We start from the raw sequence: 22,865 nt of genomic DNA on the forward strand, positions 1-22,865 counted from the left end.
CAATCTATATCTTCAATCTTACATTTATTTTTTGCAGTAGCCCGGTAAGCCATACTATTACAAAAGAGAATAATAAGCATCTGATAAGGCCACCTGTGCCCTGATCGAGGTACTGAGGATATCCAAGGTCGGTCATCTGGTATAGCGGATAAAAAAGGTAAGGCAGCAGGTAACAGGTAAAAGTACTTGTGCCCGCGGGCTCTATGATTTTGAACCAGTGATATTTCTGTTTAAAGTCTACAATGTAAATAAAAAGGGCATATATTACAAGGCTAATACCAGTGCATATCAATACCCATGAAGGAGTATCGCGGGCTTTTGAGATACCTCCGCTAAAATAGCGTACAATAAAACCAAGGTTAAATAGTATTATAGCCATCAGTATCATGGCCGCCCAAAGCATCTTTATTTCTTTATTTTGATTGAGCCGCATGTACAGCACCGATACAAATACTCCTGCCATTGTAAATGCCTGCATAGCCCCGTTACCGGCTATCCACATATATTTTTGGATGCCCATTAAAAAGTCGAGCATGCCAAAGTGAAAGTCGATATTGAAAAACATAAAAAATATCCATGCAGCAGCCTGTATCCACAAAGCACCGTTGCTGTAGTAATAGATCAATCCGCATATCAGGTATGACCATCCTATCAGCCCCAGTATACCCCACCACGTTAAATGCAGCCAGGGATGGGCAGGATCGTTGCTTCTGTATAAAATACACATAGTAATCAGCAAGGCCAGGCCAAACCCCTGGAATAAATACTTGCGCAGCTTGGATGTGGTTTTACTATAATCTAAAAAGATAAAGAAAAAGCTGAAGGTTGCCAGGCTATCCCATACGGGTTTGGGCAGTAAGGTAGCTGTTTCATTATAAGTTTCGCTGTTGGCATGAAAAAAGCCTATAAATATCAGCGCAAAAGAACGTGTAATAATACGGTAAGGTACATGTGCTTCCTGGTTGTGCAGGCGTTTGGCAAAAGCATAGGGGATTGATAAACCTACAATAAACAGGAAGGCGGGAAAAATGGTATCGGCAAGTCCTAAAGCGTCGGCATTTATGTCTGCATGTTTAAGCCATTCAGGGGTATTTGGCACGCCATCCAGATCATTTACAAAGATCATCAGGAACATGGTAACCGCACGAAACGCATCAATTGACCTGATGCGGTTAATTAAATTACTCATTAAACAGGCAAATGTATTTTAGAGATAAATGTTTTAAATAAACGGTAATAAATTTAAAACAGTATCTGTTAAAACGTTCTTAATCCCTATCGCGGCTCAATTTGCTGAACAGCAGTGGATTTTCATTAAGCTCTGCCGTTTCCCGGCGGTGCTTAATAATGTGTATTGCTGTAAACATGGCCTCGCGAAAAGATATTTCTGATGCCAGGTTTTTGCCGGCAATATCATAAGCTGTACCATGATCTGGTGAAGTACGTATAAAACTTAGCCCCGCAGTATAATTCACTCCTGATTCAAACGCGATCTGCTTAAAAGGAATAAGTCCCTGATCATGATACATAGCTAAAACGGCATCAAACTGTAAGTAAGTACCATTAGCAAAAAAGCCATCGGCAGAATACGGGCCAAAAGCCAGTATATCGTGTGCGCGTGCCTCTTCAATAGCAGGGATAATGATATCTTTTTCTTCGCTGCCTATCAAACCGTTATCACCTGCGTGCGGGTTAAGCCCCAATACAGCTATTTTAGGTTTCCGTATCCAGAAATCTTCCTGCAAACTATGGCTCATTAATTTCAGTTTGTTTAAAATTTTATCGGTAGTGATGCTTTGCGCAATTTTAGAAACAGGTATATGCCCTGTAACAACCCCAACACGCAAATTTTCGCTAACCAGAAACATCAACGACTCCTCTTTATTATCGCGAAATTGCAAGTATTCGGTGTGGCCCGGGAACTTGAATTCATCGTTTTGAATATTGTCCTTGTTGATAGGCGCGGTCACCAGCGCATCAATGTGCCCGCTTAATAAATCATCGGTTGCGTGCTGTAGCGATAAAAAAGCATATTTGCCGCCTTCGGGCGTTACCTGCCCTATATCAATGCGTACATCCTCTTCCCAGCAATTGATCATGTTAGGTTTACGGCTTTGTGCGTTTGCCGCGTGGTCTGTTACCGCGAAGCTGAATTCATTATAATGAATAGCCCGCCTGTGAAAAGATGCCACCTTGGTATGTCCGTATACTATGGGGGTGCAATAATCATATATGCGTGCATCAGAAAGGGTCTTGATAATAATTTCCAGTCCTATTCCGTTTATATCGCCAATGCTTATGCCTATCTTAGGTTTATCGCTCATGTTTGATCTTTGATTTCAGCAGCTTCGGACACATTGCGCCGGTTGCTGTATCACTAATTTGATGATGTTTTTCTTTGTGCTCTAAGCTTTTAGCCTCTCGCCAAAGATGCAAATTAAAAGATTTTCAGTTTATTTTTCCTGATAAAAGCGCAAATATGCCGTAATTTGTCCAATTAAAATTATCAAATGACATTAGTAAGGGCAAAAAAACACCTCGGCCAGCATTTTCTTACTGATAAAAATATAGCATCAAAAATAGTTGACAGCCTTAAAAGCCAGGGCAGTTACAAACAAGTGCTGGAGGTAGGGCCGGGTATGGGTATCCTGTCCGACTTTTTGCTCCAAAAACCTGAATACGATGTTTTTTTGATTGATATAGATACCGAATCATACAACTTTCTGCAAAAAAAGTATCCGCAGTTAGGCGAGCGCCTCATCAATGCCGACTTCCTGAAGCTGAATTTTAAAACAGCCTTTGATAATCAGATGGCTGTTATCGGTAACTTTCCTTATAATATATCTTCCCAGATACTTTTTAAAATATTGGATAACCGCAACCAGGTAGTTGAGGTAGTGGGCATGTTTCAAAAAGAAGTAGCCGAACGCTGTACAGCAAAAGCAGGGAGTAAGGAATACGGAATACTCAGCGTTTTCCTGCAGGCTTATTATAAAGTAGAGTACTTGTTTACAGTGAAAGCAGGTGTTTTCAATCCGCCGCCAAAGGTATTATCGGCCGTTATACGCCTGACCCGCAATAATGTTGAAACATTGCCTTGCGATGAAAAGCTGTTTTGGCAGGTAGTAAAGGCAGGATTTAACCAAAGGCGTAAAACGCTGAGAAATGCACTTTCATCTTTGATCAATAAAGAAAAAATGGCTGATAACACAACGCTCGACTTACGCGCTGAACGGTTAACGGTTGATGATTTTGTGAAGTTGACTAATCATATCTACGCAAACAGATAAGATGATCAATCTATTTTAATTACCATTTTTGGGTTAGGATATAGCTCCTTTACTTTATTGGCCATCCGCTTAACAAATAAATAGTTCGCAGTTCCACCTATAGCTGCGCCTATTACGGGCACCAGTCTTTCGGCGGTGCGAACGCCAAAGCCAAGCAACAATTTTTCTGCTACACCTTCCATCATGGTTTTGGTAACGGCCATACCTGTTTCTATTTTAAATGACGTAGCAACAAGGGTCATAAAATCATCAAAGCCTACCCTGTAACTACCTTTATTATGGTACATTATCGCCATAGTAACCCTAAATTGCTGGGCTATCAGGTTAACAAAGTCAACCGGCATGCCTACCAGCATAGTGATCAGGCCGCCGGTACCTGCCACCGCTCCGGATGTGGCTGCCATCAGGGCGCATTGATTAATAAACTTATCAAGCCCCATGGTATCAACACCTCGTTTAACACTTAATTGATCTATACGGTCAAATATCTGCCTGAAACCATCTTCAGAAAGCTTCTCGGTAAATTGTTTTATGCTGTTACGGGCGTTTTTGAACGGTATAATTTTCATAATAATTACAATGCTATTTACGTGCCAGTTTACTTGGCCCGATGACGCTTCGATTGTCGATCCTCTCTGCTGCGCAAAAAGGTCGAGAAGGATAGAGGGTTTAAGACATCTTTTCGCACTGCGAAGAGATGTGGTCGAGCGTAGCAACGACCTGATGAGCCAGCTTATCGGCTATTTACTCTCCCCGACGACGCTCCGCTGGTCGACCCTCTCTACTTCGTAAAGAGGGTAAAAAAGGAAGTAAATTTTTTAAATCCTCTTTCCGCTCGCGGAGAGAGGATGTTCGAGTGGTAGCGATGACCGGGTGAGTCAGCTTTATGCCATGTTCAGCAGCGGGTTTCTCCGCAATCTTTGATTTTGCTACTTTTATCCCATTAAAATTTACTGCTTTGAAAAATCACATACTTATAGTCGACGATCTGCATCCGGCATTTATGGAGCAGGCATCAGCACTGGGTTATACCATAGATTATCAGCCCGACATGAAACTTGAGGGCGCCAGCCAAATCATTAATAATTATGATGGATTGGTTATCCGCTCGAAGTTCCAGGTTGATAAGGTTTTTTTAGACTTAGCGGTGAATCTTCGCTTTATCTGTCGTGCCGGCGCCGGAATGGATAACATAGGTGAGGATTATGCAATTGAAAAAGGGGTTATATTAATAAACGCGCCCGAAGGTAACCGTGATGCTGTGGGCGAACATGCAATAGGGATGCTGTTATCTTTAATGAACAACCTTAATCGTGGTGATGGAGAAGTGCGTAATGGTAAATGGCTGCGTGAAGAAAACCGTGGATATGAGCTGAAAGGCCGGACTGTGGGAATTATAGGTTACGGAAACATGGGCAGTACCTTTGCCAAAAAGCTATCGGGCTTTGAGGTAAATGTTATTGCTTATGACAAGTATAAAACCGGCTTTAGCGACCGTTATGCACGCGAGGTAAGTATGGAAGAAATTGTTAAACATAGCGATGTGCTCAGTTTACACGTCCCTCTTACCCGCGAAACCAGTGGCATGGTTGATGACGAGTATTTCTTTCATTTTAAAAAGCCTGTATTTTTCCTGAACACTGCCCGCGGCAAAGTGGTAAAAACAAGCGCAGTGCTTAATGCTATAAAACAAGAAAAGGTGCTGGCAGCCGGTTTGGATGTGCTCGAAGTAGAAAAGTTTCCATCGCTTGCCGAGCAGGAGTGGTTTGATGAATTGCGCACAAGCGGCAAGGTGCTTTTAAGCCCGCACGTAGGCGGATGGACATTTGAAAGTTACCGTAAAATAAGCGAAGTAATGGCCGAAAAATTAGCAGAGATAGGCCTGGCCGATTAAACAGACGCCGAAAAAGCAGGCAAAAAATTTGGATAATAAAATTTAAATATACTATCTTCGTTATATACCAAACAAGACTATAGAGGCGACGCCCCTGTGGTCTTGTTTGTTTTTATGGCCGTACGCTCTTCTATCAGAAAAGTAGGGGAGCGGTTTTTTTTGGCCTGATTGATAATAAACAGTACTAAATAATAGTGTATTATGGCAGAGGTATCATACTATACCAAAGAAGGTTTAGAAAATTTAAAAGAGGAATTACAACAGCTAAAAACTGTGGGCCGCGCAAACATTGCAAAAGCAATTGCCGAAGCGCGGGATAAAGGCGATCTTTCTGAAAATGCCGAATATGATGCGGCTAAAGAGGCACAAGGCCTGCATGAAACAAAAATTGCCAAACTTGAGGAAACACTATCTAACGCACGCCTGCTTGATGAATCGAAAATTGACACATCAAAGGTGCTGGCACTTTCAAAGGTGAAGATAAAAAACGTTAAGAATGGTGCTACAATGAGTTATCAATTGGTTTCTGAAAGTGAAGCCGATCTTAAAGCCGGTAAAATCTCGGTAACATCACCAATTGCCAAAGGCTTATTGGGTAAATCCGTTGGAGAAAAAACAGAGATAACCGTTCCTGCAGGTAAAATAGAATTCGAGATATTAGAAATAAGCAGATAGTAAAACTGTTTAGGTGGGTAATTTTAAGTTACTCACCCAAACAATTTTCAGGCTAATCACTTAATCTACTAATCAACCCATCACACCTATGAGCATCTTTTCGAAAATAATATCAGGCGAAATACCTTCACATAAGGTAGCGGAAACCAATGATTTTTTTGCTTTTTTAGATATCAGCCCACTTGCCGAAGGGCATGTACTGGTAATACCTAAAAAAGAGGTGGATTATATTTTTGATCTGGATGAGGAAACTTACCTTGGCTTGCAGATGTTTGCTAAAATTGTTGCTACAGGTATAAAGAAGGCTATTCCCTGCAAAAAGGTCGGGGTAGCGGTTATTGGCCTCGAAGTGCCTCATGCACATATCCACCTTATCCCTATGAACCAGGTTGATGATATGAATTTTGCAAGGCCAAAGCTATCTCCATCTCAGGAAGAGCTGGCGGCAACTGCCGAAAAAATTACTGAAGCGCTCAGGGAAGTTACCCATTAAGCCGTTTCCATAATTTCCTTTTTCTTTTTTGTGCGGAGTCTTTTGGGTACAAACTCCAATATCTCGTTTTTAAGTGCTTCTATCATTCTCCGCTTTAAAAAATTACGATGCGTTACAATACTCACTTCGCGTGCCGGCTCGGGGCTTTTAAAATAGCGCACTTTGTCGCGCTGTTTATCACTCATATCAGCAAGTGCAAGTTCAGGTAATATAGTGGCCCCATTATTCATATCAACCATGCGCTTTAAAGTTTCTACACTGCCGGTATTGTATTCAAAGTGCTGGAATCCGCGGGTCGCTTTTCGTCTTTGGCAAATATTCAATACCTGTTCGCGCATGCAATGGCCCTCATTAAGCACCCATATTTCTTCCATATCAATATCATCTGGGGTTATGGCTTTCTTTTTAAAAAGCTTGCTGTTTTTAGAGGCGTAGGCAACAAAGTTTTCATAAAATACAGGTATTTCAGTCAGGCTGCTTTCATGAAGAGGGGTTGATAGTATGCCACAGTCAAGCGTACCCAGCTTTAATTGCTGAATGATCTGCTCTGTGGTTTGCTCCCATACGATCAGTTTGACCTGGGGATATTTATCTATGAAGCTGTTTAATATTTTAGGCAAAATGTATGGTGCAACGGTTGGTATAATGCCCACGCGCAGTTCGCCCGATAACTCTTTCTGGCGGTCTGTTATTATCTCTTTGATTTTCTCACTTTCGGCCAGTAATATCCTTGCCTGTGCTATAATTTCTTCTCCTAATTCTGTGGGCACAACTGGTTGCTTGCTCCTGTCGAATATTTTTACTCCAAGCGTGTCTTCTAACTTTTGTACCTGCATGCTAAGTGTAGGTTGCGTAACAAAGCATTTATTGGCTGCAGCTACAAAGCTGCGATAGGTGTCAACGGCTATTATATATTCAAGCTGTGTAATCGTCATATTGGAAATAACTATACACAAACTTAAAAATTATTGTTTTTATCTATCGTAAATTATGATAATAATTATTGTCCAATTACCTTGGCTTGAGAATTACAAAAAGAAAAGCCGCTTGTTACAGCGGCTATCATCTATTTTTCTTTTTAGATTTTGCTTTAACACAATTAGGCACTTGCCTGCCCTTTTTCTTTTTCATGCCTGCCATTTTATATCCAGCCCAACATGACCCTTTTTTTCCTTTTGCTGCCATAATGTTTTAGTTTTGTTATGATAGCATTGGCAAGTATTGTTCCATTTTTATGAAATGGTTATTCTACCGTCACAGATTTTGCCAGGTTACGTGGCTGATCTACATTACAGCCCCGCATAACAGCTATATGGTAGGATAGTAACTGCAGCGGTATAGTGGCCAGTAATGGCACAAAAGTTTCACCTGTAAGGGGTATTTCTATCACATAATCGGCCATCTCTTTTACTTCCACGTCCCCTTCAGAAACTATTGCGATGACCTTACCACCACGCGCTTTTACCTCCTGTATATTACTTATCACTTTTTCGTAAGATGAGTTTTTGGTAGCTATAAACACTACCGGCATTTCAGCGTCGATCAAAGCGATTGGGCCATGTTTCATTTCGGCAGCCGGGTATCCTTCGGCATGTATATAAGAGATCTCTTTGAGCTTCAAAGCGCCTTCCAGCGCTACCGGGAATGATACACCCCGCCCCAAAAACAGGCAGTTGGCCGAGTCTTTAAAGCGTTCGGCAATCGCTTTAACAGTATCATTGCATTTTAAAGTTTGTTCTACCAGGTCTGGTACTTTATCAAGCTCGGTAAGATATTCTATAAATTTACTTTGTGTGATATTTCCCCTTTGCTGTGCTATGTAAAAAGCCATCAGCGTTAGTATGGTTACCTGTGCAGTGAAAGCTTTGGTTGAAGCTACTCCAATTTCTGGTCCGGCATGCGTGTAAACACCAGCATGCGTAATACGTGGGATAGAAGCACCCACTACGTTGCAAATTCCAAAGATGGTAGCTCCCATTTCTTTAGCTAATTCAATGGCGGCCATGGTATCGGCGGTTTCTCCGGATTGTGATATCGCAATCACCAGGTCGTTAGGTGTAATGATCGGGTTGCGGTATCTGAATTCAGATGCATATTCAACTTCTACTGGTACGCGTGCGTATTCTTCTATCAGGTATTCGCCAACCAGGCCTGCATGCCAGGATGTGCCGCATGCAACAATAATTATACGGTCAAGCTCCTTTAGTTTTTCTATATAGTCTTTTATACCTCCTAACTGTACCAAGCCTTCCGTTGGATAAATACGGCCTCTTAAACAATCGCGAATAGAGCGTGGCTGCTCATATATCTCCTTTAACATAAAGTGATCGTAACCACCCTTTTCAAGCATCTCTAACTTAAGTTCGAGTTCTTGTATATAAGGTACCTGTACGGTATTATCAATGTTTTTGATCAGCAGATCATCCCTTCTGATGTACGCAATTTCGTTATCATTTAAATAAATTACATTGTTGGTATATTCAACTATCGGGGTTGCATCAGATGCTATAAAGTATTCACCTTCGCCAACGCCAATAACCATTGGGCTGCCTTTACGGGCGGCTATAAGTTCATCAGGTTCATCTTCGCTCATGATAACGATAGCATAAGCGCCAACAACCCGGTTAAGCGCCAACCTGACCGCCTCGCGAAGTTCCAGTCCGGTAACGTCCTTAATTTCCTCGATAAGATGTATCAGCACCTCGGTGTCGGTATCGCTTTTAAACTCATGTCCCTTGGCTATCAGTGCCTCTTTAAGCACAGCATAGTTTTCAATGATGCCGTTGTGTATGATGGCAAGCTTGCCATCGCCGGATGTATGCGGATGTGAGTTCCTATCGCTTGGTGCTCCATGTGTTGCCCAGCGTGTATGGCCCATTCCAATAGTTCCGGCCAGGTTTTGATCAGCAATATGATCTTCAAGGTCGCTTACCTTACCCGCCTTTTTAAAAAGTTTCAGGCCGCCCTCTCCCAGGGCAATTCCGGCGCTGTCGTAGCCCCTGTACTCCAGCCTGTGAAGCCCTTTTATTACTATCGGGCAAGCATCTCTGTAACCAATATATCCTACTATTCCACACATAAAGAGCGTTTTTGATCAACAATTAAAAATCTGGTATCCGGCAAAAGTAGCAGATAAAATGTATATCCGTAAAATAGCATTAACAAAAAAGAGCGCCGTTTGTGAGCGCTCTTTTTTGTTATTACTTTAAAAAGTATGCTATTTCTTTATCTTGGTATAAATGATATTAAGCTTTATACGGTACGGGGAATTCTTACCGACAATTACTGACCGCTCTGCATAATCGGTAACAGGCAAAAGCGTAACATTACTTGAGCTTATATCTGCAGGTGCCAGGAATGTACCGTAGTCGGCCGTTTTGCCTGACAGCAGATCCTGCAAAAAGGCAGTAACAACAAAATGATATTCGCCGTTGGTGGAGTTAAAGCCACCACCAATTATGCCGCTATTCCGTGGGTCTGAAGAGTTGTCCTGTATAGCTACGCGTTGATGTGCAAGATCATATTTATAAAGGGTTAGCCTTTGTGCCGGCCTGAAAGGTGTTGTTGTGCCAGGCTTAGTGGTTACTACCAGTTCCGCACGGTTTAAAATCACATCTCCTACCGAGGCAAACATTTTTTTAACATCAGGAAAGGTCAGCTTTGCACGCAAGCCGGATACTCCCTGCAAATATACAAGACCGTCTGCAGAGGTGCCATTGAGGGCAGCTTTTACTTTATCCGAGTAATCATGTTTTATACCGGTAACAGTTACACCGAGTGGTAAGGATACGGATGTAGTATCGATAGTAGTGCCATCTACCCGTTTATAATACACTTGTACAGATGCCGAATCGAGGTTGAAAAACATATTCCCCCCAATGCCGGGCATTTGGTTTTTGTCAAGCGTGATATATAAGCCCTTTACTGTGTTTTCAAAAATAGAGCTTGAGCTTAAAGTTGAGGACGAAGCTTCGAAAAAATTATTATTGATGAAAGAGGTACTGATAGGTATACGTACATGAGGAGCAATCTTCTGTAAAGTATCGGGACCGCCTTTAACAATGTTGTATACTTGAACACTATCGTTAGGCCTTGCGTAGAATGTTTTTGAGCCCAACAGTTCCGGCTTATAATCAAATTGATTATTGTTATAATATGCTTTTGTAGTAACTATACGTTCATTTAGCTGGTGAACATCTATTTTATAGCTGGATACCAATGAATCGCCATAGAAAGCATTGTTACGTGCATACGGTAGTATCAGCCTGGCCGAATCTATGGTAATAGTACCGGTTGGCAGTGTATAGGCTGTTGCACCGGGCAATTGCAATACTGCAGCTATATGGGTTTCGGTAACGCCAAGCTCCGGATCTTTAAAATAAGCAAGTATGGCCCTTGAAGAAAGGTTATTAGTAACAACGCTATCTTCAGGAACGGTAGTGGCTACAATGCTGGTGTCTACCACAAGTGTACCGTTAACCTGGGTTGCCGGGTCAACATCAAGGCCTATGCCTTCCTGTTTTTTACAGCTCAAAATAAAAAGACTTATTAACAGGGTTAATAAGCCTAATTTGTAAAATTTCATATATATTTAAAAAGCTTATGCAACATCCACCAACTGCTCGTCAGTGATTTCGTCGTAAAAATTGTAATAATTTTCGAAATCAGAAGTAGAAACGGAATCCAATACCGGTTTATTGCTGTTTTTAACATTATTTAACACATCGGCATCAATATCTGCGCTTCCTAAAACTATTGCATCGCTGTAATGTATAGCGCCTGCATATAAAGCGGAATTTGTGCCTTCTTTATAAACCTCAGTGTGCTCCTCTGTCATGTCGCCCATAACAGCTTTTTGTGCAAACTCGGCATTAAGCTTTTCTGAAAATTCATTTTCATAGATAGAGTACACCACTTTTGAATGTTTGAAAGTAGGATCGTCTTTATAAGTGGTTTTTAAATAGGCGGGTACTAATGCGCTCATCCAGCCATGGCAATGAATAACATCTGGCGCCCAGCCCAGTTTCTTAACAGTTTCAAGCGCTCCTTTGCAGAAAAATATCATGCGCTCATCATTGTCTGCGTAAAATTTACCGTCTTTGTCGTTGAACACATGCTTGCGCTGAAAGTATTCCTCATTATCCAGGAAGTATACCTGCATGCGCGCAGCCGGGATAGATGCAACTTTTATAATGAGCGGGTTATCATTGTCATTGATGATGATGTTCATGCCCGATAAACGGATAACCTCATGTAAACGGTTCCGGCGCTCGTTAATGTTGCCGAAGCGTGGCATCAAAATGCGTATCTCAAATCCCTTATCCTGCATGGCTTGCGGAAGCTGGCGGGTTATTTCAGCAATTTTTGAGATTTCGAGAAAAGGAGACATTTCATGAGTTATGAACAGAAGTTTTGATTTACCCATCACTATTAGATATTAATAAATGTAAGAAGTCAAAAAAATTTGAGTCTGCAAATATAAGCATTATTATATGAATTGGCAACCAATTGCGGAACTATGTTTGGTAGTTTTTAAGGAATTACACACCTTTGCCAAATTTTGCTGACATTTTAAGCTTTGAAAATATTTACCACACGCCAGGCCATTCACCAGTATTTATCGGCGCAGGGCAATGCTGTTATTGGCTTTGTGCCAACAATGGGCGCGCTGCATAATGGTCACCTTTCTTTAATAACGCAGGCTAAAGCAGCTAACGATATAACGGTTTGCAGCATATTTGTAAACCCAACCCAATTTAATGATCCGAAAGATCTTGAAAAGTATCCACGGCCTATTAAGGATGATATTGAAAAGTTAGAGGCTGTTGGCTGTGATGTTTTATTTAACCCGCCTGTAAGTGAAATATATGACGGTAATGAGCAATGGCATTTGGATATTGGCCCTCTTGAACAGCAGCTTGAGGGCGAGTTCAGGCCGGGGCATTATCAGGGTGTAACGCAGGTAGTTTATAAACTGCTTGATATTGTAAAGCCAGCCAATTTATATATGGGGCAAAAGGACTATCAGCAGTTTTTAATAGTAAGCCGTATGGTTAAGTTGCTGAACATCCCTGTAAACATGGTAATGTGTGCTATTGAGCGTGATGCCGACGGCCTTGCAATGAGCTCCCGCAATATACACCTCTCTGCAGATGATAGGAGGCATGCGCTTATTCTTTCAAAGGTGTTGAACCGGGTTAAAAATGAGTTTGATGTTAATAATATCGGGCAATTGCAAGATGATGCTATGCGGGCCCTGGCAGCCGAGGAGGGTGTGGTGCCTGAGTACTTCAGGATTGCAAACGGCGAAACACTTGTGGAGGCGGATGCTTCATCAAAAACCATTGTTGCGCTCACCGCAGCCCGGGTAGGCAAAACAAGATTGATAGACAATGTGTTGATAAAGTAATATTATAGCTAATAGCTAATTGTTCATGGATAATAGCCTCTTTTGCTTTCATACTATAAGTGCAATGTAATTTCTTAGCTATGAACTATAAGCTGCCAACCATAAACCATAGTTTACCCACTTAAATTATCCTACCTTTGCATCATGATTATTGAGGTATTAAAATCAAAGCTTCACAGAGTTAAAGTTACACAGGCCGAGCTGAACTATGTTGGTAGTATAACTATAGACGAAGAACTGATAGAAGCTGCTAATATCATCCCGAACGAAAAGGTGCAGATTGTAAACAATAACAATGGTGCCCGTTTTGAAACTTATGTGATAAAAGGTGAACGCGGTAGCGGTACGGTTTGCCTTAACGGTGCTACTGCACGCCTGGCGCAGGTGGGTGATATCGTTATCATCATGTCGTACGCTTATATGGAAGCAGAAGAGGCCAAAGCTTACGAGCCTATTTTAATTTTCCCGGATGCAAATAACAGATTAATTAAGTAGATTAGGTCTTCCTAAGCTTAGTTAATGAAACTGTTATTTTTTGTTCTCTTGTGCTTAAATCTTTCCGACGCATTTTCACAAGACACTTCTTATTTTGACCGATCAGGCGTTTTAACTAACATAGCTGATAGCGTTAAATATGTGCGTATAATAACCAAAGAAGCCAATGCAAAGCAATTCAATGTTGAGGAGTTTTACAGAAATGGCAAAAGGAAGCTCACAGCCAAAACGAATTCATCGTCACTTAAGCTAAGGTTAGAAGGGCCATGTATTGAATTTTTTGAAAGCGGTGCCAGAAAAACAATCTCTAATTATAAAGACGGTAGAAAAACAGGCGATTGCTTTGAATATTATCCGCAAGGAAAGCTGTTTCTACATAAGATATATCAAAAAGCCTCGTCTGATTCAGATTCTACTAACTATATTATTCAGGAAGCTTACGACGCAAACGGAACTGAACTTGTTACTGCAGGTAATGGTGTGATGGCATTTTATAATAATACATTTGATTATGCGCTTGAACATGGTTCTATAAAAAATGGAAAGCGTGACGGAGAATGGACAGGAGAAGACAAAGATCATCGTGTTTCATTTGTTGAAATTTATAAAGATGGCGAGCTGACCACAGCCACGTCTATGCAAAACAACATCAAGTATACCTATAGTAAAAACCGTTATGAAAGCCCGAATTTTGTTGGTGGCGAGAAAAAATATGGAAACTTCCTGTCGAAAACTATACGATATCCCGCATATGAACGGGAGAATGGCATATCAGGACGGGCAATTGTCGGCTTTACAGTTGGTATTGATGGTAGTATCGGCAACATAGCAATTTTAGGATCGGTTAGCCCTGGTTTTAGCAACGGGGCGCAAAGAATAATGATGTTAAGTCCTAATTGGAAGCCTGCTACTTTGTATGGGGTACCTGTTCAGGCATATTACTCAATACCCATTAACTTCGCCGTTTCCGGACAATAAAGTTGCTTTAACTGTACTTAGAACCCCCTGTCACAATCCATGGATTTTTTTTCAAAATTCTAACGCCAAATCCCTGCAAATTACTATCTTTGCACCCCGATGCTGAATCGGGAAATACTTCACAATTTCAGCGCATAGAACTTATTGTTAAATGGCAAAAGCCCGTTTTTAACTTTTTGATTTAAAAAGCACTATGCCCAAAGACACTTCCATCAAATCCGTATTAATTATTGGTTCAGGGCCTATTATTATTGGCCAGGCGTGTGAGTTTGATTATGCGGGTTCGCAAGCAGCCCTTTCGTTAAAAGACGAGGGTATCTCCGTATCCATAATCAACAGTAACCCGGCAACCATCATGACCGATAAAGTTATTGCCGACCATGTTTACCTGTTGCCGTTGACCTGCGAAAGCCTTGAACAAATTTTGCAGGAACAGCATATTGATGCCGTATTGCCTACCATGGGCGGCCAAACAGCGCTTAACCTTTGTATAGAAGCATCAGAGCGTGGCCTTTGGGAAAAGTATGGTGTAAAAGTAGTAGGTGTTGATGTTGCCGCCATCGAAAAAACCGAAAACCGCGAAGCGTTCCGCCAGTTAATGGTTGATATAGGTGTTGGTGTTGCCAAATCAAAAATAGCCAACTCTTTCCTGGAAGGTAAAGAAGCTGCCCAGCTGATAGGGTTTCCACTGGTTATACGCCCAAGCTATACGCTTGGTGGTAAAGGTGCAGGCTTTGTACATAAAAAAGAAGATTTCGACGTAGCTCTTAGCCGTGGTTTGCAGGCCTCGCCAACCCATGAGGTATTGGTAGAACAGGCCGTTTTAGGCTGGAAAGAGTATGAGCTGGAGTTATTGCGTGACAACCGGGACAACGTGATCATTATTTGCTCTATTGAGAATTTCGACCCGATGGGTATCCATACCGGCGACTCGATAACCGTGGCCCCGGCCATGACGCTTAGCGACCGCTGCTATCAGCAAATGCGTAACCAGGCTATAAAGATGATGCGTGCTATCGGTAACTTTGCCGGTGGTTGTAACGTGCAGTTTTCTGTAAACCCTGCTACAGAAGAGATCATCGCTATCGAGATCAATCCGCGTGTATCCCGCTCATCAGCCCTTGCATCAAAAGCAACCGGTTACCCGATTGCCAAAATTGCTGCCAAATTAGCCATAGGTTATAACCTTGATGAAATAGAAAACCAGATCACTAAAACCACATCGGCTTATTTTGAGCCTACATTGGATTATGTGATCGTTAAAATACCACGCTGGAACTTCGATAAATTTAAAGGCGCCAACCGCGAACTTGGCTTGCAGATGAAATCTGTAGGTGAGGTAATGGGTATTGGCCGCAGCTTTATCGAAGCTTTGCAGAAAGCTTGCCAAAGCCTGGAGATCGGTCGCGCCGGACTTGGTGCCGATGGCCGCCAGAGCCGCAACCTGGATGAGATAATGAACAGTCTTGAGCACCCAAGCTGGGACAGGTTGTTCCATATTTACGATGCCATGAGCCTTGGGGTGCCTATGGAATCTATCCGCAAGGTGACCAAAATAGACCGCTGGTTCCTGAACCAGATACAGGATGTGGTAAATCTTGAGAATGAACTGCGCAGGTACTCATTAAATAACATACCTGAGGACTTCTTCTACACAATTAAGCAAAAAGGTTTTTCAGATCCGCAGATTGCCTATATTTTAGGTAACGTAACCGAGGAGGATGTTTATAACCGCCGTAAAGAGCTAAACATACGCCGCGTTTATAAAATGGTAGATACATGTGCTGCCGAATTTGCCGCGCAAACTCCATACTACTACTCAACTTACGAGGGCGAAAACGAATCAATAGTTTCAGATCGTAAAAAGATCATCGTTTTAGGCTCTGGCCCCAACCGTATCGGTCAGGGTATTGAGTTTGATTATAGCTGCGTACATGGCTTACTTGCAGCTAAAGAAGCAGGTTATGAAGCGATCATGGTTAATTGTAATCCCGAAACCGTATCAACCGATTTTAACATGGCCGATAAGCTGTACTTTGAACCGGTTTTCTGGGAGCACGTACGCGAGATCATAGACCTTGAGCAACCTGAAGGCGTGATCGTTCAGTTGGGTGGTCAAACAGCCCTTAAAATGGCTGAAAAGCTGCATCAGCACGGTATTAAGATCATAGGAACATCTTTTGACAATATGGACATTGCGGAAGACCGCGGCCGTTTCAGCGACTTGCTGAAAGACCTCGGCATTCCGTATCCAAAATATGGTGTTGCCGAAAGCGCTGAAGAAGCACTTGAGGTAGCGCATGAAGTAGGTTACCCGGTACTGGTACGCCCAAGCTATGTTCTTGGTGGTCAGGGGATGAGTATCGTGATAAACGACGAGGACTTGGAAAAAGCCGTGGTTAACCTGTTAAAAAACCTGCCTGGCAACCGTGTGCTGATTGATCATTTCCTTGACCGCGCTGCTGAGGCAGAATCTGACTCTATTCACGACGGTGAAGATGTACACATCATCGGTATGATGGAACATATTGAACCTGCTGGTATCCACTCCGGCGATTCGTTTGCCGTGCTTCCGCCATTCGATCTGAGCGACAATGTTATCCGCCAGATGGAAGAGTATACCGAAAAAGTAGCCCGTGCACTTAACGTACGCGGTTTGCTTAACATTCAGTTTGCTATAAAAGATGATAAGGTTTACGTGATTGAGGCTAATCCGCGCGCATCACGTACGGTGCCATTTATTGCCAAAGCGTATGATGTGCCTTACATTAACATAGCTGCTAAAGTGATGTTAGGTGTAAATAAACTTAAAGATTTTACTATTGAACGCAAGCTTAAAGGTTATGCAATAAAAGAACCTATATTCTCGTTTGATAAATTTCCTGATGTAAATAAGGAACTTGGCCCCGAAATGAAATCTACAGGAGAGGCCATCAGGTTTATTCCAAACCTTCAGGATCCTTACTTCAGGCATCTATACCGTGAAAAATCAATGTATTTAAGTAAATAATTCGTACTGGTAACAGTTTGAATTACAGGTTAGCCGCAGTAAACATACTGCGGCTAACAATAGTTTAATTTAATACTACAGGATTGAAAGTTAGTTTGAAGAATAATGCTCCGGTTGTTAATTTAAATCAGATAGACCCGGAGGATATAGGTGATGTGCTGCTGAAGGTTGAAAGATCATTTCACATTAAATTTACAGACCACGACCTGCACGAGGTGAAAACCTTTGGCGCACTTTGCGACCTGGTGGTGGATAAAGTTAAGCAAGCCCAGTCTGACAGCTGTACCACACAGCAGGCTTTTTACAAGCTGCGTAATGCCATAAACGCTAAAAAATCTGTTGAACGGGCCGAACTTAAGCCGCAAACCAAGTTATGTGAGCTTTTCCCGCGCGATAACCGGATTGAGGTAGTAGCCGATGTGGAACATGAGATGGGCTTACATATGAATTTGTTGCGGCCAAAACCCGTAATTGTTTGGGCCTTTGGATTGGCTTTGCTATTATCAGTAACAGCAAGCTTTATATACCCAACCCCGGGATATATTGGCATGATCCTTTCAATTACCGGGCTAATAATGGCTGGCAAATTTGGCAAAGAACTTAAAGTAAAGACATTAGGTGACCTGGCTGAAAAGATTGCACGCGAACATTATCTTAAATGCCGCCGCGAAGCATCAACCGTTAATAAAGCGGAAATAGCCGGCAAAGTACGTGAGCTATTTGCAGATTACCTTGACCTTGAGCCTAATAGGCTAAACAACAAAGCAAGGTTTGCCTGATAAAAAGTTTATATATTTCAGAAGCGATGGGTGTGAGCCTGTCGCTTTTTTTGTGATAAGTATTTACTTTGCCTCTCTGATATTACAACAGTGCCGGCTATAAATTTTAAACTGAAAACCGCCAACAGAATTTACTTATCTACTACCAGCCCCTGCACTTCGAATATAATCCGTTCTTTTGGGTCCACCTTTTCTTTGTGCTGTTTTTTCCCGTGCACCGTATCGCCTGCAAAATGTTGTGCGTCATCAGCTATCAGCCGGCGTTGGGCAACACCCTCAATAATAACTGTACGCCCTTCAATAGCTTCAGGCAGATGAATATTATAATTCGCGAAATGAGCATCAATAACCCGCCCATTACCTGCATCCATTAAAAACCATCCACCTGCCTCGCGTTTAACTTTAATAATTTTACCAATTATGGCTGTTGTCTGTCTTATTTTACCACCCATGGAGCGCTCAATGTCTGTTGCGGCAATAGGTGCAATGGCATTGGGCTTATTGCCAAATATCATGCCATGTGGCAGGGGCGTATGTTTTTGAGCAAAACAAGTTACGCTTACAAGTATCAGGTACAAAATTGATAGATATCTCATTGTTATTTAAACACCATAACAGATGCATGGTTTAGTCAATTTTATTTTTCAAAAATTATTGCCCCCTAAGCTCATATTTATGATATTTGTTTACCACAACGAGAAGGATACAGAGCCCAAGAATGTTATTAGCCAGGTACCAGTATGATTTTATTGAAGCAGGATGTGATGAAGCCGGTCGCGGTTGCCTTGCAGGGCCTGTGTTTGCCGCCGCTGTTATCCTGCCGGAGAGTTTTGATCATCATCTGCTTAACGACTCCAAACAACTTACTGAAGAGGTGCGCTACCAGCTAAGGATTGAAATTGAGCAGAAAGCCATAGCCCATGCTGTAGCCTGGTGCGATAACCACGAGATAGATCAGATAAACATACTTAACGCATCTTTCCTGGCTATGCATCGTGCTATAGAAAAATTGCACCTCAGGCCGCAATTTCTGATCATTGATGGTAACCGCTTCAATAAGTATGGCGAAACACCTCATAAATGCATAGTTGAAGGCGATGCCAAATATTTCAGTATTGCTGCCGCCTCAATACTTGCCAAAACCTACCGGGATGATTATATGAAACAAATAGCGGCAGAACACCCTGAATATAACTGGCATTCTAACAAGGGATATCCAACTATTGATCACCGCAAAACGGTATTAAATCTGGGGCATACGCCATATCATCGTAAAACTTTCAAGGTAACCAATCCTCAGCTTACAATTTTTGAGTAGCAGCGTTGCCAATACATGCCGTGTTTAATACCTTTGGTAAAACCAATTAAACTTCAGTTTGAGGATACTTATATTAACACACCGTACCCCATTTCCGCAAAATGGTGGCTACCCTATTGTTGTTGGCAATACAATACAAGGGCTGCTTAACCTTGGGCATGAGGTTACGTTGCTCTCCCTTACTGACAGGACGGTTGGCAGGTACAGGGAGCGCGATGGCTTGTTGGATCAAATAACCTATATCGAGCACCAGATTGATACACGGGTAAGCATGATGCAGGCCGTTAGCCATCTATTTACAAGTGGTACCCATCAGATAGACAAATATTATAATGCCGGATTCGAAAAAATCATCCAGAAGACTTTGGTTGATAGCAGATTTGATATTATCCAGTTAGAAGGGATATTTGTAACGCCGTACCTCAACCTGATCAGAAAAAACAGTAATGCAAAGGTTATCTTTCGGGCTCATAACATTGAGCACCAGGTGTGGCAAAAGTTGGCTCAGCAAAAAAACGACCCCTTTAAAAAGTGGTATTTAAACCTGTTGGCCCGCCGCATAAAAAAGTATGAATTGGGCACGCTAAACCTTTTCGATGGGATAATGGTGTTCACCGAGCAGGATAAGCAATCGCTGTTATCTTTTGGTACCAGGATACCAATAACGGTGATACCAATCGGGGTAGACCTCTCTCTTTACCAACCTGACCTGAATAAAACCGATTTTTCCAGCCTGTTTTTTTTAGGATCGCTCAACTGGCTGCCCAACCGCGAGGGTATTGAGTGGTTTATGGACAACTTTCATAAAGAGTTTACAGTTGGGACGCTCAAGGCTAAATTTTATGTAGCAGGGCACAACATACCTGAGGAGTTTGACGATTACGAAGCACTTGGTAAGGTGTTTATACATGGTGAAGTGGATGATGCGCTTGAGTTTGTTAACAGTAAAGCTATAATGATTGTACCATTGCTGTCTGGCGGAGGTATGCGGGTTAAGATCATAGAGGGAATGGCCATGCAAAAATGTATCATATCCACATCTTTGGGTGCCGAAGGCATTAACGTTTCTCATGGAGAAAATATAATAATAGCTAATAACCTCGACGAGTTTCACAAAGCGCTTAAGCATTGTACCACAGATGAATATTACTGCCGTGAGATAGGCCTTAATGCGCGCAAGCTGATTGAGAAAGAACACGACATTGACTACATTATACCTCAGCTGATTGATTTTTACGAAACAGTTTTATAAAAACCCTCCTCACTGGCTGTGTTTTTTCTATTTTTGCGGATAATTTAAAATAGTAGATGAAGAATACAGCTTTAACTGAGGTGCATATCAATTTAGGTGCTAAAATGGTGCCTTTTGCCGGCTATAATATGCCGGTACAATACGCCGGTGTAAATATTGAACACGATACTGTGCGTAAAGGCGTAGGCGTTTTTGATGTGAGCCACATGGGCGAGTTTATTCTTAGAGGCGACAAGGCCCTTGATCTTATACAGCAGGTTACCAGTAATGATGCCTCAAAACTTTATGATGGCAAAGTACAGTACTCCTGCCTGCCTAATGAGGATGGCGGTATTGTAGACGACCTGCTGGTTTATCGCATTGACGAGAAAACCTATATGCTGGTGGTGAACGCATCCAATATTGAAAAAGACTGGAACTGGATAGCTAAATATAACACTTACGGTGTGGAGATGAAAAACATTTCCGACCGTACATCCCTGTTAGCCGTACAAGGCCCTAAAGCCGCAGATGCGCTACAAAGCCTTACGGATATAGATCTGGGTTCTATGGAGTACTATACCTTTAAAAAAGGGAAATTTGCGGGTATTGACAATGTACTGGTTTCTGCAACCGGTTACACAGGTGCAGGCGGATTTGAAATATATTTTGATAATGAGCATGCCGATTTTATCTGGAGCGAAATATTCAAAGCCGGAGAGCCTTTCGGTATAAAACCTATCGGACTGGCTGCGCGTGATACGCTCCGTTTAGAAATGGGCTTTTGCCTGTATGGTAATGACATTGATGATGCTACTTCGCCACTTGAAGCCGGCTTGGGCTGGGTTACCAAATTCAATAAACCTTTCACCAATTCTGCTGCTTTGCAACGACAAAAACAAGCAGGCGTTGAACGTAAACTGATAGGCTTTGAAATGATAGAGCGCGGTATACCGCGCCACGACTATGCCATTGTTGATGCCGACGGAAATAATATTGGTAAAGTAACATCAGGAACACAATCGCCATCATTACAAAAGGCTATCGGCCTGGGTTATGTACAAGCTGCTTTTGCAAAAGAAGGTACCGAAATATTTATCAGCATACGCGACAATAAGGTAAAAGCCAGGATAGTAAAGCCGCCGTTTTATAAATAAGGGCTTAGACCGCCATTATCATTGGGTCATTTAATCTAATTAACGAAGCAATGACCCAATGATCCAATGAACAAATGACCCAATGCCAAAAAGCTTAGACGTTTGCCTTACTCCCGCCTTAATTCCATTATACAATGTAGAGGAGTATATTGTTGTGGTGATCGATATCTTTCGCGCTACTTCGTCTATCTGTTATGGCATTGAAAACGGCGCCGAAGCTATTATACCTGTAGCAGAGGTAGAAGAATGCGCCGCTTACCGCGAAAAAGGCTTAAAGTATTTACTGGCCGCCGAGCGTAACGGGGAAGTTGTAACGGGTTTCGATTTCGGTAATTCTCCGTTTTCATACACTACCGAAAAAGTGGGGGGTAAAACAGTTGTGCTTACTACAACCAACGGTACGCATGCTTTGCATCTTTCACGTAGCGCTAAAAAGGTAGTTATCGGGTCGTTTCTCAATTTAACTGCGCTTTGCAATTGGTTAAAAACACAGCAGGAAAACATTTTGCTGGTTTGCGCAGGCTGGAAAAACAATTTCAACCTGGAGGATACGCTGTTTGCCGGTGCCGTTACAGAACAACTGAAGGATGCAGGCTTTACGCTTGATGATCCGGCAATAGCGGCCAACGACCTGTATCAGATAGGTAAAAACGATATCAGCCAATACCTCAGTAAAACTTCGCACGGCGAACGCCTCAGGAAACTGGGCATAGAAAAGGATATTGCCTTTTGCCTGCAGGTTGACCTGACCACTGCTATCCCCATACTTAATGGTGAGAGGCTGATGAAGTTGTAAGTATTATTTCAGTTTCTCGTTGTTCCGATGCCTTTCAGCATCACGAATACTTTTCTTTTGAAGGCTTTTTTCGAAAGCTTCCGTAAGATCTATGCCGGTTTGATTTGCCAAACAAATAAGCACAAACAGCACGTCGGCCATTTCATCAGCCAGGTTAACTTCGGTATCCGACTTTTTGAACGATTGCTCGCCATACTGCCGTGCCATTATACGGGCAACCTCACCTACCTCTTCCATTAATATAGCCGTATTGGTCAACTCGTTAAAATACCTGATGCCGGTTGTGTTTATCCACTCATCAACTATCTGCTGTGCTTTTTTGAGATCCATTTGATATTTA

General features: G+C 42.1%; 23 protein-coding genes. 13 read left to right on the forward strand and 10 right to left on the reverse strand.

What is annotated here, in order from left to right:
* Nucleotides 1-4: 4 nt before the first annotated feature.
* Complete coding sequence (locus ACFQZX_RS18990; RefSeq protein ID WP_377118392.1) at nucleotides 5-1,189, reverse strand: DUF5009 domain-containing protein; 1,185 nt, start codon at nucleotides 1,187-1,189, stop codon at nucleotides 5-7.
* A gap of 79 nt (nucleotides 1,190-1,268) precedes the next feature.
* Complete coding sequence (gene pdxA, locus ACFQZX_RS18995; protein ID WP_377118394.1) at nucleotides 1,269-2,324, reverse strand: 4-hydroxythreonine-4-phosphate dehydrogenase PdxA; 1,056 nt, start codon at nucleotides 2,322-2,324, stop codon at nucleotides 1,269-1,271.
* A gap of 186 nt (nucleotides 2,325-2,510) precedes the next feature.
* On the opposite strand from pdxA, the gene rsmA reads away from it, so the two are divergent.
* Nucleotides 2,511-3,290, forward strand: a complete 780-nt coding sequence (rsmA, locus tag ACFQZX_RS19000; RefSeq protein WP_377118396.1) for a 16S rRNA (adenine(1518)-N(6)/adenine(1519)-N(6))-dimethyltransferase RsmA — start codon at nucleotides 2,511-2,513, stop codon at nucleotides 3,288-3,290.
* Between the two features lie 5 nt (nucleotides 3,291-3,295).
* Here the strand turns inward: rsmA and ACFQZX_RS19005 are convergent, their stop codons facing one another.
* The gene (locus tag ACFQZX_RS19005) at nucleotides 3,296-3,859 is read right to left on the reverse strand and encodes a hypothetical protein (RefSeq protein ID WP_377118398.1); all 564 of its coding nucleotides are present in this window, start codon (nucleotides 3,857-3,859) and stop codon (nucleotides 3,296-3,298) included.
* A gap of 389 nt (nucleotides 3,860-4,248) precedes the next feature.
* On the opposite strand from ACFQZX_RS19005, the gene ACFQZX_RS19010 reads away from it, so the two are divergent.
* The 3 genes from ACFQZX_RS19010 to ACFQZX_RS19020 all read left to right on the forward strand — a co-directional run bounded on the left by ACFQZX_RS19010 (nucleotide 4,249) and on the right by ACFQZX_RS19020 (nucleotide 6,352).
* A complete protein-coding gene (locus ACFQZX_RS19010) occupies nucleotides 4,249-5,184 on the forward strand; it encodes a 2-hydroxyacid dehydrogenase (RefSeq protein ID WP_377118400.1) in 936 nt (311 codons plus the stop codon).
* Between the two features lie 201 nt (nucleotides 5,185-5,385).
* A complete protein-coding gene (gene greA, locus ACFQZX_RS19015; protein WP_377118402.1) occupies nucleotides 5,386-5,859 on the forward strand; it encodes a transcription elongation factor GreA in 474 nt (157 codons plus the stop codon).
* Nucleotides 5,860-5,947: 88 nt separating this feature from the next.
* On the forward strand, nucleotides 5,948-6,352 hold the full coding sequence (locus ACFQZX_RS19020; RefSeq protein WP_377118404.1) for an HIT family protein: 405 nt from the start codon (nucleotides 5,948-5,950) through the stop codon (nucleotides 6,350-6,352).
* Here the strand turns inward: ACFQZX_RS19020 and ACFQZX_RS19025 are convergent.
* From ACFQZX_RS19025 to ACFQZX_RS19045, 5 genes are all read right to left on the reverse strand, one after another.
* Entirely contained in the window at nucleotides 6,349-7,287 is a 939-nt protein-coding gene (locus ACFQZX_RS19025) for a hydrogen peroxide-inducible genes activator (RefSeq protein ID WP_377118406.1), read from the reverse strand. The genes ACFQZX_RS19020 and ACFQZX_RS19025 overlap by 4 nt on opposite strands.
* A gap of 127 nt (nucleotides 7,288-7,414) precedes the next feature.
* Complete coding sequence (locus ACFQZX_RS19030) at nucleotides 7,415-7,537, reverse strand: hypothetical protein (protein ID WP_377118408.1); 123 nt, start codon at nucleotides 7,535-7,537, stop codon at nucleotides 7,415-7,417.
* Between the two features lie 58 nt (nucleotides 7,538-7,595).
* On the reverse strand, nucleotides 7,596-9,431 hold the full coding sequence (gene glmS / locus ACFQZX_RS19035) for a glutamine--fructose-6-phosphate transaminase (isomerizing) (protein ID WP_377118410.1): 1,836 nt from the start codon (nucleotides 9,429-9,431) through the stop codon (nucleotides 7,596-7,598).
* Nucleotides 9,432-9,569: 138 nt separating this feature from the next.
* Nucleotides 9,570-10,886: a DUF4270 family protein gene (locus ACFQZX_RS19040; protein WP_377118413.1), complete on the reverse strand. Its 1,317-nt coding sequence runs from the start codon at nucleotides 10,884-10,886 to the stop codon at nucleotides 9,570-9,572.
* A 66-nt stretch (nucleotides 10,887-10,952) separates the two neighbouring features.
* On the reverse strand, nucleotides 10,953-11,777 hold the full coding sequence (locus ACFQZX_RS19045; protein ID WP_377118415.1) for a glycogen/starch synthase: 825 nt from the start codon (nucleotides 11,775-11,777) through the stop codon (nucleotides 10,953-10,955).
* 153 nt (nucleotides 11,778-11,930) lie between these two features.
* On the opposite strand from ACFQZX_RS19045, the gene panC reads away from it, so the two are divergent.
* The 5 genes from panC (at nucleotide 11,931) to ACFQZX_RS19070 (ending at nucleotide 18,023) form a co-directional block, all read left to right on the forward strand.
* Entirely contained in the window at nucleotides 11,931-12,761 is an 831-nt protein-coding gene (gene panC, locus ACFQZX_RS19050) for a pantoate--beta-alanine ligase (RefSeq protein WP_377118417.1), read from the forward strand.
* A 144-nt stretch (nucleotides 12,762-12,905) separates the two neighbouring features.
* Nucleotides 12,906-13,256: an aspartate 1-decarboxylase gene (gene panD, locus ACFQZX_RS19055; RefSeq protein ID WP_377118419.1), complete on the forward strand. Its 351-nt coding sequence runs from the start codon at nucleotides 12,906-12,908 to the stop codon at nucleotides 13,254-13,256.
* Nucleotides 13,257-13,280: 24 nt separating this feature from the next.
* Nucleotides 13,281-14,234, forward strand: a complete 954-nt coding sequence (locus ACFQZX_RS19060; RefSeq protein ID WP_377118421.1) for an energy transducer TonB — start codon at nucleotides 13,281-13,283, stop codon at nucleotides 14,232-14,234.
* Nucleotides 14,235-14,427: 193 nt separating this feature from the next.
* The gene (gene carB / locus ACFQZX_RS19065; RefSeq protein ID WP_377118423.1) at nucleotides 14,428-17,244 is read left to right on the forward strand and encodes a carbamoyl-phosphate synthase large subunit; all 2,817 of its coding nucleotides are present in this window, start codon (nucleotides 14,428-14,430) and stop codon (nucleotides 17,242-17,244) included.
* A gap of 95 nt (nucleotides 17,245-17,339) precedes the next feature.
* Nucleotides 17,340-18,023, forward strand: coding sequence for a hypothetical protein (locus ACFQZX_RS19070; protein WP_377118425.1), 684 nt, complete (start codon nucleotides 17,340-17,342; stop codon nucleotides 18,021-18,023).
* Nucleotides 18,024-18,154: 131 nt separating this feature from the next.
* Here ACFQZX_RS19070 and ACFQZX_RS19075 read toward each other — a convergent pair whose 3' ends face one another.
* Entirely contained in the window at nucleotides 18,155-18,619 is a 465-nt protein-coding gene (locus ACFQZX_RS19075; RefSeq protein WP_377118427.1) for a DUF4920 domain-containing protein, read from the reverse strand.
* Between the two features lie 122 nt (nucleotides 18,620-18,741).
* On the opposite strand from ACFQZX_RS19075, the gene ACFQZX_RS19080 reads away from it, so the two are divergent.
* From ACFQZX_RS19080 to ACFQZX_RS19095, 4 genes are all read left to right on the forward strand, one after another.
* Complete coding sequence (locus ACFQZX_RS19080) at nucleotides 18,742-19,341, forward strand: ribonuclease HII (protein WP_377118429.1); 600 nt, start codon at nucleotides 18,742-18,744, stop codon at nucleotides 19,339-19,341.
* Between the two features lie 58 nt (nucleotides 19,342-19,399).
* Nucleotides 19,400-20,593 carry a glycosyltransferase family 4 protein gene (locus ACFQZX_RS19085; protein WP_377118431.1) on the forward strand — a complete coding sequence of 398 codons (1,194 nt, stop codon included), beginning with the start codon at nucleotides 19,400-19,402 and terminating at the stop codon, nucleotides 20,591-20,593.
* Nucleotides 20,594-20,649: 56 nt separating this feature from the next.
* On the forward strand, nucleotides 20,650-21,729 hold the full coding sequence (gene gcvT, locus ACFQZX_RS19090) for a glycine cleavage system aminomethyltransferase GcvT (RefSeq protein WP_377118433.1): 1,080 nt from the start codon (nucleotides 20,650-20,652) through the stop codon (nucleotides 21,727-21,729).
* A gap of 82 nt (nucleotides 21,730-21,811) precedes the next feature.
* The gene (locus ACFQZX_RS19095) at nucleotides 21,812-22,525 is read left to right on the forward strand and encodes a 2-phosphosulfolactate phosphatase (protein WP_377118435.1); all 714 of its coding nucleotides are present in this window, start codon (nucleotides 21,812-21,814) and stop codon (nucleotides 22,523-22,525) included.
* Between the two features lie 3 nt (nucleotides 22,526-22,528).
* Here the strand turns inward: ACFQZX_RS19095 and ACFQZX_RS19100 are convergent, their stop codons facing one another.
* Complete coding sequence (locus ACFQZX_RS19100) at nucleotides 22,529-22,855, reverse strand: nucleotide pyrophosphohydrolase (protein ID WP_377118437.1); 327 nt, start codon at nucleotides 22,853-22,855, stop codon at nucleotides 22,529-22,531.
* Between the last annotated feature and the right edge of the window lie 10 nt (nucleotides 22,856-22,865).

This window comes from Mucilaginibacter litoreus (assembly GCF_042676805.1).
In the GTDB taxonomy this organism is placed as follows: Bacteria; Bacteroidota; Bacteroidia; order Sphingobacteriales; family Sphingobacteriaceae; genus Mucilaginibacter; species Mucilaginibacter litoreus.